Origin of the sequence: Cytobacillus sp. FSL W7-1323, from assembly GCF_038595015.1 — a bacterium.
In the GTDB taxonomy this organism is placed as follows: domain Bacteria; phylum Bacillota; class Bacilli; order Bacillales; family Cytobacillaceae; genus Cytobacillus; species Cytobacillus kochii.
Map to the genome: position 1 here is coordinate 4,224,876 of NZ_CP151998.1, position 14,177 is coordinate 4,239,052.

General features: G+C 39.4%; 8 protein-coding genes. 3 read left to right on the forward strand and 5 right to left on the reverse strand.

Annotation, left to right across the window (positions count from 1 at the left end):
* Positions 1-197: 197 nt before the first annotated feature.
* Entirely contained in the window at positions 198-779 is a 582-nt protein-coding gene (locus MKX67_RS21500) for a hypothetical protein (RefSeq protein ID WP_342488762.1), read from the reverse strand.
* 193 nt (positions 780-972) lie between these two features.
* Between MKX67_RS21500 and MKX67_RS21505 the strand changes: the two genes are divergently transcribed.
* A complete protein-coding gene (locus MKX67_RS21505) occupies positions 973-1,800 on the forward strand; it encodes a DUF817 domain-containing protein (protein ID WP_322909826.1) in 828 nt (275 codons plus the stop codon).
* Positions 1,801-2,143: 343 nt separating this feature from the next.
* On the opposite strand, the gene MKX67_RS21510 is transcribed toward MKX67_RS21505, so the two are convergent.
* A complete protein-coding gene (locus MKX67_RS21510) occupies positions 2,144-3,418 on the reverse strand; it encodes an efflux RND transporter periplasmic adaptor subunit (protein ID WP_095371629.1) in 1,275 nt (424 codons plus the stop codon).
* A gap of 14 nt (positions 3,419-3,432) precedes the next feature.
* A complete protein-coding gene (locus MKX67_RS21515; protein WP_095371628.1) occupies positions 3,433-4,095 on the reverse strand; it encodes a hypothetical protein in 663 nt (220 codons plus the stop codon).
* A gap of 315 nt (positions 4,096-4,410) precedes the next feature.
* On the opposite strand from MKX67_RS21515, the gene MKX67_RS21520 reads away from it, so the two are divergent.
* Together MKX67_RS21520 and MKX67_RS21525 are read left to right on the forward strand one after the other, a co-directional pair.
* Positions 4,411-6,042, forward strand: coding sequence for an SWIM zinc finger family protein (locus MKX67_RS21520; RefSeq protein ID WP_322909827.1), 1,632 nt, complete (start codon positions 4,411-4,413; stop codon positions 6,040-6,042).
* Positions 6,035-8,863, forward strand: a complete 2,829-nt coding sequence (locus tag MKX67_RS21525) for a DEAD/DEAH box helicase (RefSeq protein WP_095371626.1) — start codon at positions 6,035-6,037, stop codon at positions 8,861-8,863. Before MKX67_RS21520 ends, MKX67_RS21525 begins: the two co-directional genes overlap by 8 nt.
* Positions 8,864-8,903: 40 nt before the next feature.
* On the opposite strand, the gene MKX67_RS21530 is transcribed toward MKX67_RS21525, so the two are convergent.
* Both MKX67_RS21530 and MKX67_RS21535 read right to left on the reverse strand, forming a co-directional pair.
* A complete protein-coding gene (locus MKX67_RS21530) occupies positions 8,904-9,149 on the reverse strand; it encodes a hypothetical protein (RefSeq protein WP_095371625.1) in 246 nt (81 codons plus the stop codon).
* 812 nt (positions 9,150-9,961) lie between these two features.
* On the reverse strand, positions 9,962-13,891 hold the full coding sequence (locus tag MKX67_RS21535; protein WP_322909828.1) for a S8 family serine peptidase: 3,930 nt from the start codon (positions 13,889-13,891) through the stop codon (positions 9,962-9,964).
* Between the last annotated feature and the right edge of the window lie 286 nt (positions 13,892-14,177).

Genomic DNA, 14,177 nt, shown 5'->3' on the forward strand with positions numbered 1-14,177 from the left:
ATGAAATCTCGGTGAGCACAGAACCCCTATTTTTGCGGGAATGGATTGAATTAAATAGATGAAGATATTGTGAGTAGTTTTATCATGTCGGTCGCTTCACCTCAGTGAATCTGTACTTACTTTAGGCTAGGTGTTTTGGCAGATAACTTTCCTTTTGTAATGTGATTTACTGCTTTCATGCAAAAGAACGAATGTATCTATTGATGTATTGCGCGTATTTTGGTTTTGCGCGCAATTCTGCTCGGACTTCCTTTCGCTTTTGCGCGTATTCTAGCTTTTCGCGCAATTCTTCTCAGACTTCCTTTCGCTTTTGCGCGTATTTTGGTTTTGCGCGCAATTCTCCTCGGACTTCCTTCCGCTTTTGCGCGTATTTTGGCTTTTCGCGCAATTCTTCTCAGACTTCCTTTCGCTTTTGCGCGTATTTTGGCTTTTCGCGCAATTCTTCTCAGACTTCCTTTCGCTTTTGCGCGTATTTTGGCTTTTCGCGCAATTCTGCTCAGACTTCCTTTCGCTTTTGCGCGTATTTTGGTTTTGCGCGCAATTCTGCTCAGACTTCCTTCCGCTTTTGCGCGTATTTTGGTTTTGCGCGCAATTCTGCTCAGACTTCCTTTCACTTTTGCGCGTATTTTGGTTTTGCTCGCAATTCTGCTCGGACTTCCTTCCGCTTTTGCGCGTATTCTAGCTTTGCGCGCAATTCTTCTCAGACTTCCTTTCACTTTTGCGCATATTCTAGCTTTGCGCGCAATTGCGCTTGTCAATCTACCATGTTTTACGCGCAAGTCGGATTCATGCTCAATAAATTTTGTCTTTCTTGATGTGATTCAGTAGAATCTTCCATTATCAGATACGCTGTTGAACCTAGTTAAGTACGCAGCAAAAGAATAATTATTTTTCTTATTTCATTATTTTTTTATTGAAAAACAATAAATAACCTGTTAAAGTAACATTAATAAAATTCGGAGGTATCCATTCATGTTTTTTTCCATACAACAGCTCGTACGATTTGGTTGGTCACAGGCGTTATCTTGTATTTTTCCAGTTGTTATTTTTGCATCATTGGCGATTACGCAGATCATCCCCCTCCCTCTCTTACCAAGATACGATTGGCTCCTGCTCATTTGTATAGTGACTCAGTGGTTAATGATTCGCTCTGGACTTGAAACGAAAGATGAGTTGAAAGTCATCACTCTTTTTCATATCATTGGGTTGGCATTGGAGATCTTCAAAGTACATATGGGGTCATGGGCTTATCCAGAGGAAGCTTACTCGAAGGTTTTCGGGGTTCCCTTGTATAGTGGCTTTATGTATGCAAGTGTGGCGAGTTATTTATGTCAGGCTTGGCGAAGACTAGATGTTAAATTGATCAAATGGCCACCTTTTATATTGTCAGTGCCACTCGCTACAGCTATCTATTTAAACTTTTTCACTCATCATTTCTGGATTGATATACGTTGGTGGTTGGGCGCGGCTGTAATAGTTGTATTCTTCAGGACTGCGGTAGCGTATAAAGTTGGTCACAAGTTTTACCATATGCCACTGGCCCTCTCGTTTGTACTCATCGGCTTCTTTATTTGGATTGCTGAAAATATTGCCACCTACTTTGGGGCGTGGCAATATCCAAACCAAACAGAAGCATGGAGTTTAGTTCATTTAGGAAAAGTAAGTTCATGGCTCTTACTTGTTATCGTGAGTTTTCTGATTGTCGCGACTTTGAAAAGAGTGAAGGAAAAGCAACCTACCCTCCGATTAAAAGTGGATGATTATGAATCACTTCACTCTAACAGATTAGGAGAAAACTAAACATATTTGCTCACACTTCTTAATCATTTTGTTTCCACTTGTGTGGGCATTCCCTGTTTGCCCACACTTCCTGCTCATTTGGTACCCTCTTGTGTGGGCATTCCTAATTTGCCATACTTCTTACTCATTTTGTACCCGCTCGTGTGAGTATTACCTATTCACTCATACTTCCTGCTAATTTCGACTCATATTATGTGCTCATTCCCATTCCACTTGATCAGTCTACCCGCTTGGCTTTATCTTTCTTTACCTCTTGACTTATTTTATTTTGCCAACCTCCCTTTTTAGAACCCGCTGGTACCACGAAAAAGCACGAACAAAAAAATTTGCTCGTGCCTCCAATTTATCTAGATAAAAATCCTTTAGAGATTGTTTTAAAGATCTCCATACCTGACATAGCCCCGTAGCTGGCCTTTGTGTTTTTGGTTGGCGAGAGTGGTGTAATGAACGGGTGGTTAGATTTGATTAGTAGTGGACGGTCGAGTACAATTAGTTCTCCTGCTTCTACTCCCTTTTGTACCTCTACTGTATGGTCGAGTTTCATCCCTGTATCCAACTGTCTTCGTTCGACATAACCTCCAGCACCAAGGATATAACTCACTTGTTTTTTATCTGTGTGTTTAATCGTTTTTACGGGAACAGTCGTTGCTCCCTGTACTTCATTGGTAACGATTTTTACGTTGACATGCTGGCCAAAAACGCTTGTTCCATCTTCTGGCTCGGTTAATTGTACCGTATACAAGTAGCTATTCTCCTTGCCAATCTCTGGTGTTTCTTCTGGATATACGGAAACGGTATCAATAGTCCCTTCTAATTGTTTATTACTATTTTCATAAGTAATCAGGACCTTCATGCCCGGTAAGATTTGTTGCACTTCATCCTCTGTTAATTCCCCTTCGATTTTTTGCTCGTTAGAGATGATTGTGAGAATCGGATTTTCAAGCGTATGCTTTAGTTCCTTTACCGTTCCTGAAATCATGCTTTCTGCAGTGAGTTCTATCATGCTTGAATCAGCTGCGGTTAGCATTTCTTCGTATTTCTCGACTTCACTTTCCAACTTACTTTTATCCAATTCTTTATTCTCTATATCGCGAGCGATCGATTGTTGTATATACGCTGTGCTATCAAAGGGCTCTACTTGTACAATAATTGAATCATCATTTGGGGTCTGCAATTGCTGACTCGTACCTGTTGACGAAGCTGGCATTGTGTTTGATGTGGCAAGTAACTGTTCCATCTGAGAAATATGCTGATCTAAACTCGCCACTTCCTGATTGAGACGATCGATTTCCATTTGAAAAGCACTCTTTGTTTCATTAATATTTTGTGGGGAATATTCAAGTACGGCTGTTCCTGGTTCTACTGCCTGACCTTTTTCCACAAGAAAGCCCTGAAAACTCCCTTTATCTTGATCGTGGTAGAAAAACTGCTCTTCCTTTGGCATAAACATACCAGCAACAGGTAGCGTTTCTATTAAATCCTGTTCGTTGGCAACGGTCCATTTTGAAATATAGTTTACGCGGTTAATCTCTTTTTCACTTGTAAATATAAGTGTGATATTCAAAGCAATGAATAACGTAATCACTGCTGCTATCAAAAGCTTCCATTTCAGCTTCATGAGAGAACCCCTTCTTAAATAATATTTTCGAATTTAATGTATGAAAGTAAGGATGATATAACTGCAACAAATAAATAAAAACCTATTAAAGTCCAAATAATAAAACGTGGGGATCGCTCAGATAAGTGGCGATAATACTTATATGTAAGAATGATAGCCCATACTTTGAATAACGTAATATTGGCTAGAAAGAATATAATGAGCTCAATCGAAGTAAACGTTTGGGCGATAATTCCTAGTGAAAATATATTCGATTCAGCACTGATTCCTAAAAACAAATGTACTGGAATGAAAACTAATTTTTCTATTAAAAATATCATCGTAATAATCAGTTGTACAAATAATAATTTACGATAATCTACTTCTAATATGGTCCAAAAAAAGAGTGAAGGAATAAAGATAGCTAATAATATCCAGATGAGTCCCCATGTTACCTGTCCCACAGCAAAAAAAGTTTGATAGGCTTCATATCCACTCCTCGTTAAATCCGGCAATGATCTTGAAACATACTCACTACCTATACCGAAAAAAGCTGAAATGCCTGCAATAATGATACTCGCTAAAGTAAGCCAAACAACCGGTTTCCATAAACCGACAACTTCCTCCTCTTTTCCCAATTGATAAGCGACAAATTGCGGCTGTTTCAATCCACGGAAAAGAGGTACTCGTTCACTCATACTATGTCCCCCAAGCCAAAAATTTCTAGTCTATTTATATTGTAACTGAAAAATCATATATTTGAATAGTTTAAAGGTACCATTAAGGCACGAAAAACCCTTTTATGTCAAGGTTCGACACGATTCGTCATCTATCGTTCTTTTTACATAAATAGACCGATTAAGAAATGGATATTTTCGTTTGATTAAAGAGTATATTTTTACGAAAGCCGTTCTTTCCATAATCCTGCGGGCGGCTTCAACCTTTGCCTAGAAAATGGTATAATGGAGGAATGCTAAAAAGGTACAATAATTGATGTGAATGGAGTGAAGGCTATGGATAATGGGATTCCTGAGCGTTTTTTAGAGCCGTTAGAGGATATGGCACGCAAAGTGAAGGAAGAGCTAGACGCACACGCAGCTACTGATCAAGCACTTGTGCAAAAAGGATTAATTCTATACCGTCAAGGGCTCGTGAAGCAGATTCGCTATGAGTCACACTCCATCACAGCAGCTGTATTAGATGTAAACCGAGTCCAAGTGTCCCTTAATATAGAAGATTATCATATAAGTCGTTGTTCTTGTCCTGCGGAAGATACTTGTAGACATATGATGGCGGTATTCTTTTATCTGTTAGCGAAAAATAACAGTGTTTCTAATTGGATAGAGAGTTGGCGTGCCCCCATTAAGGAACGGAAGACCTTAGCAGACCTTGGCTTGAAGCGCGCACGTGACCTTATGCAAACGAACCCAACAAAACAACCTGATTATGATAATTGGATTCGTACCTTTACAGAGAATTTCCAGCAAATTATGTATCAATCTGGACAATATCCAAAGCCATACGTCGTTTCTGATTTATTTTATATTTATTTACGAAAAATAAATGCCTATGCTCCTATAAAAAAAGAATGGAAATTGCTATACCAATTAATTGGTAGCATGCATACATTTATGCTACTCGAACAATTTGCCACTGAATGTAAACATAGTGAAAAGGAGATAGAACGCCATTATCTCCACCTTTTTCAAGACTTAATGGAAGAGTCCTCTGTCATGATGGAAAGACTTTCCCAGCAAACAGTCCCATTTGCCTTTGATCCATTTATCGAACGGTTAAGAAATGAAGCAACAGCCTTAATAGACCACCGTTCTGAGATAGTTCAATTTGAAAGAATTCAACTATACCGTAGACTTTGGACACAATTTTTCAAACAAAAGAGTTGGCGTGAAGAAGAGTTAGAGAAACTACGTACACTATATGAAACTGATGCCTCGCTATCATGTACTATCGGCATGGCCCATTTACATTTTTTACTACATGATGATCAAAAAGTGTTTCAATTGATCGATGAGGGCGATTATGATTATACACCTTATTTCTTTTATTGGATATATCAACTAAATGCTCAAAAAGAATGGAAACGTGCAGAACAATATATCGAAACACTCCTTCCTTATGCAATTAAATACTTAGAGGAAGAAGATGACTTTCATAAATGCTCAGACCTCGTAAAAATGGTTTTAGAGGTCATTACACCTTATTGCCAACAAACAAAACGGAATGACTTATACGAAAAAGTTTTAACTGAAACATTACCTTATAGCTTTTATTATTACGATGATTTCTTATATGAATATGAACAATGGGAGAAATGGGTTGATCTCCAAGCACTGCTCAGCATCCGACTCACTGACATTTCACAAGAGCGGCTAGAGCGTCTTGAAAAAGCAGAGCCCACATTGCTACTTCCCTTATACCATCAAGCAATCCAACACGATATCCATTTAAAAAGTCGTGAGCAATACCGTCAAGCAGTGAAGAAAATGCAAAAACTTCGTTCACTTTATGAAGAATTATCATTGGCTAGTGAATGGGAACAATTCCTAGAGGAGCTGTTAGAAAGCACAAAACGACTACGTGCTTTTCAGGAAGAATGTAAAAGAGGGAAACTAATTCATGCTTAAAACGAGGATGATCTCCATACAAATAAATATGATTAAAGCGGATGCCTTTTTCATTTTTGCTAAAGATGATAAGGAAAGAACGATACCTCCTGTTGACTGGAAGCCCATGCTTTTTTACTCTCATAGCGAAAGCTTCTTTGGCACGATGATTAATGAAAAAACTATCGATGGTATCAGTGGTTTTCTTTTAGATAGTTGGGAGATTGTTACATTATTTTCCAACGAGCAGTTTAATCGTTTTATTCATTGGAAATGGGATGAAACAGCTGAGATTCTACTAGCTGCTGCTCCAATCCTCAAAGATTGCATCGATGAGCGTCAATGGATGCCCGATTTTGACGCTTGGGAAAGTGACCACTTTCGCTGGGCATTGCCAGCTGATGTCATTAATGAATTTCACCCTGATTTTTGGGAACAGTCATTGTTAGATGAACCAATCAAACCGATGATTCAGCAACTCTTCCATCATGCCCTTGACCATTATTTACAAAAAAACAAGCAGGCGAAAGCGGCGTTCGGAGAGAAGCTACTTGCTTTACGCAACGAATATCTCTCTGCACGAGCATTAGCTGCGTATTTTGATGAAGAAAAGTGGCAGGAATGGATAGGGATAAAAGAAATTCCTACACCATTTTCACTCGGGATTAAACTTGAGGAGCCAGCAGAAGATGACCTCACATGGTCCCTTTCCGTATTTTTAAGAGGAAGAGAAAATCCAGATCTCTTTGTTGATTACAAAGATGAAGGGAATTATCCTCCTGGTTGGCTCGATTACGAGGGGGAAGTAGACAAGGAAATGATTCGTATTCTCGAGATGTTTCCATGGTTAGAAGGAAAGAAACAACAATTGACCACTCAACTTACAGAAGAAGAAGCATGGTTATTCTTAACTGAAGCGAGTGAGACCTTACTTGCTCTTGACGTTGAAATCCTTCTCCCTTCTTGGTGGCAAGCAATGAAAAAGGCAAGCATGAATGTAAAGGCAAAGGTTAAAGCATCAAGCAGTCACAGGCCATCCTTTGTTGGATTGCAGGCTATGCTTGATTATGATTGGCGCTTCTCGATGAATGGTGTCGAACTATCTGAAGAAGAATTTCGGCAAATGGTTGAAGAGAAACGTCGCCTTGTATATATTCGCGGCCGATGGATTAAGCTTGATCCCCATTTTGTAAAGCATATTCAAAGTTTAATGAAGAAAGCCGAGCAAGAAGGACTTCATGTCCGGGATTTAATCGAACAAGAATTGCTTGGTGGGGAAAAAGATGAAGATCAAGCACAAAGCCAACGGGCATTCGCAAAAGTACAAATAGAATTAAATCGTCAATGGAGGAAAATGGTTAATCAACTACGGAATATTCATGATATCCCCATTGAGCCTATTCCAGCTGGATTGGCAGGCGACTTACGACCATATCAAAAACTCGGCATGAGCTGGTTATTATTTTTACGTTCGTTTAAATTTGGTGCCATCCTTGCTGATGATATGGGACTTGGAAAAACGATCCAATTGATTTCATATATACTGGCAGTAAAAGAGCAAGAGGACGGAAACCATACACAACCTGCCCTAATTGTCTGTCCTACTTCTGTTTTAGGAAATTGGCAAAAGGAATTTGAAAAGTTTGCCCCTGATTTAAATGTTTATCTTCATTACGGTTCTTATCGTGCCAAAGGAAAAGTATTAGAAAAAGCAGTGAAGGAAGCAGATGTTGTGCTTACTTCGTATGGGCTAACTCACTTAGATATTGATAGCCTAAAGGAAATCGAATGGAGTTCTGTAAGTATTGATGAGGCACAGAATATTAAAAATGCACAAACAAAGCAATCGCAAGCCGTCAGGCAATTACAGGGAACGCATCATATCGCCTTGACAGGAACACCCATGGAGAACCGTCTCTCTGAGCTTTGGTCCATTTTTGACTTTACCAACCATGGTTACCTTGGTAGTCTAGGTGCTTTTCATAAACGCTTTGTTCTTCCGATTGAAAAAGACCAGGATGAGGAAAAAGTTAAACAACTGCAAGCATATATTCGTCCCTTCCTTTTACGCAGAACGAAGAAAGATGAAGAAGTGGCGTTAAATCTGCCCGACAAGCTCGAACAGAAGGAATATTGTCCACTCACTTCAGAACAGGCTGCTCTTTATGAGCAATTGGTGCAAGATACATTTGCGCAGATTGAAAAGCTAACTGGTTTTGAAAGAAAGGGTCTTATCTTACAGTTACTTAGTCGCCTAAAGCAATTATGTAATCACCCAGCTCTCTATTTAAAGGAAAAAGTCGAAAATCATGCATTAATTTCCCGCTCTTCAAAATTAGAGAAACTTGATGAATTAATTGCTGCTGTCCACGAGCAAGGAGAAAGCTGCTTAGTGTTTACGCAATACATCGAGATGGGTCATATGATTCAGCAACTGCTTGAGAAGAAATATGGCTTTGAAGTCCCTTTTTTAAATGGCAGTGTGCCTAAAGGGAATCGTGATATCATGATTGAACGTTTCCAAAACAAGGAGTTCCCGGTCTTTCTTTTATCATTAAAAGCTGGTGGAACGGGGCTAAACCTTACCGCTGCAAACCACGTCATTCATTATGACCGCTGGTGGAATCCTGCTGTTGAAAATCAAGCGACTGACCGCGCTTATCGAATTGGGCAGAAACGATTTGTCCATGTCCATAAGTTAATATGCACAGGAACATTAGAAGAAAAAATTGACCGCATGCTTGATCAGAAGCAATCACTTAATGAACAAATTATTCAAAGCGAAGCCTGGCTAACAAAATTATCTACGGATGAGTTACGCGATTTGATCTTGCTGTCATAGTGTGTTGAAAAAGCTGCCTTATTCGGGCAGCTTCTTCTTTTTAAACCTTTAATTCCTGCCTATCTTTCTTATGATTACTTAAGAAGATAACCGCTTCGTTACACATAAATAGCGTTTGCTTCAATAACGGATCATTGATGGGAGTAGTTCTTTGGATGGGTGTGCGTTGTTGGAAGGAAACACGGTGGAAATCTTTAGAAGTTGGATTTGAGATTAATTGGAGGGCATCGTAAAAACTAATCGGACATAGAACTTCTTTTCTTTGGTAGACAAGAGGTTCATTCATAACTTCACCTCCTCTCTATAGGTATTTATGACCATTTCGACAAAGTTTGCTGAATATCCTTTTGGAAAATGGTTGTTTTTACTTTTTTAATTAGATGGCAGTTCGGATGGCAGTTCGCAAATGTGATGGAATGTCAGTATGGGTTGTGTTACGCACTCATTTTTGTTATTGCTTCTGAGTGACTTGCTTAACCTATTTGCGCGGCGCTCTGCTCTGGGTTTTCTTCTGAATGACTCACAAACTCTATTTGCAGGGCGCTCAGCTCTGGGTTTTCTTCTGAATGACTCACAAACTCTATTTGCAGGGCGCTCAGCTCTGGGTTTTCTTCTGAGAGACTCTCAAATCCTATTTGCTACGCGCTCAGCTCTGGGTTTTCTTCTGAGTGACTCTCAAATCCTATTTGCAAGGCGCTCTGCTCTTGGTTCACTTCTGAGTGACTCTCAAATCCTATTTGCTACGCGCTCAGCTCTTGGTTTTCTTCTGAGAGACTCTCAAATCCTATTTGCTACGCGCTCAACTCTGGGTTCACTTCTGAGAGACTCACAAACACTATTTGCAAGGCGCTCAGCTCTTGGTTTTCTTCTGAATGACTCACAACTCCTATTTGCTACGCGCTCAGCTCTTGGTTTTCTTCTGAATGACTCACAACTCCTATTTGCTACGCGCTCAGCTCTAGTTTCCCTTCTAAGAGACTTGCTAATACCACTAACCCTTATTTTCATTTAACTACTGTATTGCCCCCTCACCCATTTCTAGTCTTTTCTATACGTAATAAATAAGAGCCTAGCAATCTGCTAGACTCTTACGCTTATTTAGAACCCTATTTTACCACCAATCACAGGTTTTCCTGGTGCAATTGGGTTTGTTGGTAGTGGATTCGGTGCTTTAATGCCACCTCCGCTACCTGGTAGTGTTGGTTTCACAACATTTCCAGGCTTTTCTGGAGAAATCGGGAATTGGTTGTTTGGTCCGTCTCCATTAGGTGCTTCTTCTCCTTCACCTAATTTGTATAATTCCACTGTTTGTACCGTTTTGTTGCCTGCAATGTCAATTGCCTCGAACGTAAATTCATTCGCTCCGTCTTGTAATTCAAGCTCAATATCTGCCACAACATGTTCAAAGCTTCTCATTTCATAAGGTTCTTGGAATTCTTTGAAATAAACCTCATCGCCATCTAAATAAAGACGGATTTGATCAAAATTATCGGCTACTCTTACATCCACAACTGGATTTTCAGCATCATGTTCAATATATTCACTTTCAGGTAATCCAAGTACCTCAACCTCTGGTGCGGTTGCATCTACTAAAATTGTTCGTTTGAACTGGGCCACATTCCCTGCTGCATCGACTGCCTTAATGGCAAAGGAAGGTGCACCGTCTTCAGAATGAAGAATTGTATCAAAAGTATATTGTTTCTTCTCTTGATCATAAGTCAGTTCTACTTCCTCACCTGCAATAGTAAATTCACTAATCTCAGATTCATCAGTAATGGTACCAGTAAATTGAATATCATTTGTATTCACTGTGCTTAAAGCTTCGGGAGTCGTTAAACGAACGGTTGGTGCCTTTTGATCGGCAGGTTTCACTTCTAGCTCCTTCGTTGTTACATTGCCCGCATAGTCAAATGCTTGTACAGTTACAGTCGAACCAACCTCTAATGGTTCTGAGAATGTATATTCCTCTGTATCCCCTGCAAGCGGTGTTTCTAATAAAGACTCACCATCTACTAAAATATCAAGATAAGATACGCCAGAACCTTTTTCATGATCTGATGCATTAATCGTTAACTTTTTATTACCTTCAGTCACTTTGAAAGCCAATTCCGGTGCCTTTGTATCAATGATAACCGGAATTTTTACTGACTGCCATTCGGCATCAGGGAAGTCAATGACAGATTTAATTTCAAAATAATACTTACCATCTGCAGCAAGTTTATTTTTTACTTTTCCATCCCATTTCCATGCTGAGTTAATTTTGTAATAACTACCTTGACCAGCGTCATAATAGTCTTTTCTCAGATCATTGTCTGTTCTCAACTTGCGCAATTGCTTACCATCTTCATCTAATACACTAAATACCACTTGATGGGCATTTCTCAAGAATGAAAGAGCAGGAATGATGGCATCTTGTACACCATCTCCGTTTGGAGAAATTGCTACTTTATCCGCTTTATATGCATCAGCTATCGGGTCATAACCAAGATAATAGTAACTGTCGCCAGATTCATAAACAGCACCACCCATACCATAGAAGGATGATTCATCATACTTTAATCCATCTAATATCGGCGATTGATCCCATTCACCTTTGAATCCTACATATGGTACAGAAAGTTCTGGGTGAGTATCTGCTGAATCAGTTAATGTCACATACCCCTCCACAAAATAACCGTTCGGAAATACTTCATCAACATCAACTGGCGTTGTCCAATTACCCGTTTGGCTCGGTTCAACTACTTGTGCATCACTTACATCGGCTTGAACGGTAAACGTAACTGTTTCTCCTGCAGGAACAGTAATTTCAGCCGATTCTTGACCATCAACAGTGACCTCAACATTCAATAATTCTTGTGCTTCAAGTTCATTTGGATTCCAGCCTAATTCTCCATATGCAGCAAAATCTGTTTGGATATTCGCAGCTGCGTCATAAGTGACGTCTTCATCACTAAAGTTTTCTGCTTGCAATGTGAACTCAAAAGTATCCCCAACTTCTTTTAAGGCTACCTTTGCCTCATCCGTTTCTACCTCTGTTACAACGACTGGTGTAGAAAGAGCTGAGTGCAATTGCATGATGCCCGATCCTTGTCTACGAGGTGAATAAGGAACATCCCACTCAAGTGACTCATTAACAAGGCCTTGATCATCGATTGGTTGAGATGTGTTCATCATAATATTTTTCGCTGTATATACACGATCATAACCAGTTAAATCAAAGTCAGCATCTACTCTTTGTAGAACGAGTGCTGCACCACCAGACACATGTGGAGCTGCCATGGATGTACCACTCATCATGCCGTATTGGCCATTTTCTAATGTCGAGTAAATTTGCCCACCAGGCGCCGTAATTTCAGGCTTAAAGTCTAAGTTCGGTGTCACACCCCATGAAGTGAAGGCACTCATCTTGCCTGCTTCAGGGTTTGGTGCTGTTGTTTTTTCACCAGTAAAAGTAAATGTTACTTCTTCTCCAGCACGAAGCGCTTCAACAATTGGATCACCATTCACTTTTGGCATAAATAATTGTGGAATTGTAATAGCTGGATCTGACTGCATATTGACGAAACCATCTGTATTATTATAGATAATTACGCCAACAGCACCTGCCGCTTGTGCATTTATCGCCTTATCAACGAATGACAATTCTCCACGTTGAATCATTGCATATTTCCCTGTAACTTCTGTTAATTGATCAGGGTAGCCAAGTCCTCCATCTGCAACATCGAACGTTTTTGTGTCGACATCGTTAGGGTGCTTGTCACCAGCTGAAAGAAATGGAGCATCCACCTCTTCGCCATTTATATTCACCTTAATGGCATCGAGATCCATAAATGAATTCTCAGAAGATGCCACTTGTAATGAATCTGTGTATACTCCTGGCGAACCAACTACACCAAAGTCCGGATTTTCTGGCGTTGGGTTGGCAAAGCCATTACCAAAATGAGCAGAGTTACCAGCTGAAATAGACATAAGGACGCCATTATCAACTGCTCGCTCAATCGCTTTATATTCGGCAGATTCTGGCGAGACAAATCCTGCTGTTGACCCAAGACTCATATTTAATACGTCCGCTCCTAAAATAATCGCATCATCAATGGCTTTTACATAGATATCTCCATATGTAGAACCGAATTCAGGATCGTTACCAAATACTTTCAAACCGAGAATTTGCGCTTCCGGTGCAATACCTTTAATTCCACCATCTTCTTCATCTCCATTTGCGCCTACTGTCCCTGATACGTGCATACCATGCATACTTGCTCCTTCAGCCACATCACCGATTACTTCGTCTTCATCCATATAATTGTAAGCATATGGTACTTTTTCAGTATAATAGCTTCCCGGTAGCTCGTTATCTGCTTTTATTCTATTAACCTTAGATTCTGTTAAATCGACTTCCGTCTCATCTGATAAAATCATATCTTGATGATCTGGATCAATACCTGTATCAATAACCCCGACAACCATACCGTTGCCTTTGTAGCCATATTCTCTCCAAGCCTCTTGAGCTTGTACCAATTCTTTACTGTAAACCATGTCAGGTTTTTCCTCTGGGCGTTCATATTCATTCACTATTTCAACAGAGGATACATTTTTTACTTCTTTAATTTTCTCAATATCCCCATACATTACATCTGCACTAAATCCATTCACAACTGTTGTGAAACTTTCATGTTCGACGAGCTTCACTTTGTTGTCTTTAACTTTTTGCTTCACCGCTTTTTGTTCTGCTAGTTTCTCGTTTGTCAGTTTCTTTTTCGTTGCTGCGGGTAGTTCTTTAAATGTTTTTTTTGTTTTCTGTGCGTATGCAATGGTCGGCTCACTATCCATTTCGACAATTACACGAACAATATCAGACTTCTTATATTGTTCCTCGGCATCCGTTTTTTCTATTTTTTGTAGATTGAGCTGATTTTCTTTCCCTTTAGTATTTTCTACCTTCTTCTCAGGTACTGCTGCTGACACTGACCCAGAGAAAATAAGTAAAAAGGCCATTAATACGACAAGAATCCTGCTTTTTTTCAACATTCAACTCCCCCTCTGTAAATAAAATTCAGAATTTTTCGTTTCTCTATTAAATTAACATAAGGAAAAATTTAGTTTTAGAGTACTAAAGTACCAATTTATGCTAATTTGCCTAGTAAAATATAATTATTTTATAATTCGAAATATTTTTTATTAATGAACCATTCACATATACCCACTTTTTCCTCTCTCAAAATAAAAACAAACGGGAAATCATAAATGGTATAGTGGAGAAATGTAACTATAACAAGCGCACTTGTTTTCAGCATAAAATGATAAAGGAAACGAA

Bases quoted from the DNA above. Each gene is read 5' to 3' on its own strand.
- MKX67_RS21505 (WP_322909826.1), top strand. From the start codon at position 973: ATGTTTTTTTCCATACAACAGCTCGTACGATTTGGTTGGTCACAGGCG.
- MKX67_RS21510 (WP_095371629.1), bottom strand. From the start codon at position 3,418: ATGAAGCTGAAATGGAAGCTTTTGATAGCAGCAGTGATTACGTTATTC.
- MKX67_RS21515 (WP_095371628.1), bottom strand. From the start codon at position 4,095: ATGAGTGAACGAGTACCTCTTTTCCGTGGATTGAAACAGCCGCAATTT.
- MKX67_RS21520 (WP_322909827.1), top strand. From the start codon at position 4,411: ATGGATAATGGGATTCCTGAGCGTTTTTTAGAGCCGTTAGAGGATATG.
- MKX67_RS21525 (WP_095371626.1), top strand. From the start codon at position 6,035: ATGCTTAAAACGAGGATGATCTCCATACAAATAAATATGATTAAAGCG.
- MKX67_RS21530 (WP_095371625.1), bottom strand. From the start codon at position 9,149: ATGAATGAACCTCTTGTCTACCAAAGAAAAGAAGTTCTATGTCCGATT.
- MKX67_RS21535 (WP_322909828.1), bottom strand. From the start codon at position 13,891: ATGTTGAAAAAAAGCAGGATTCTTGTCGTATTAATGGCCTTTTTACTT.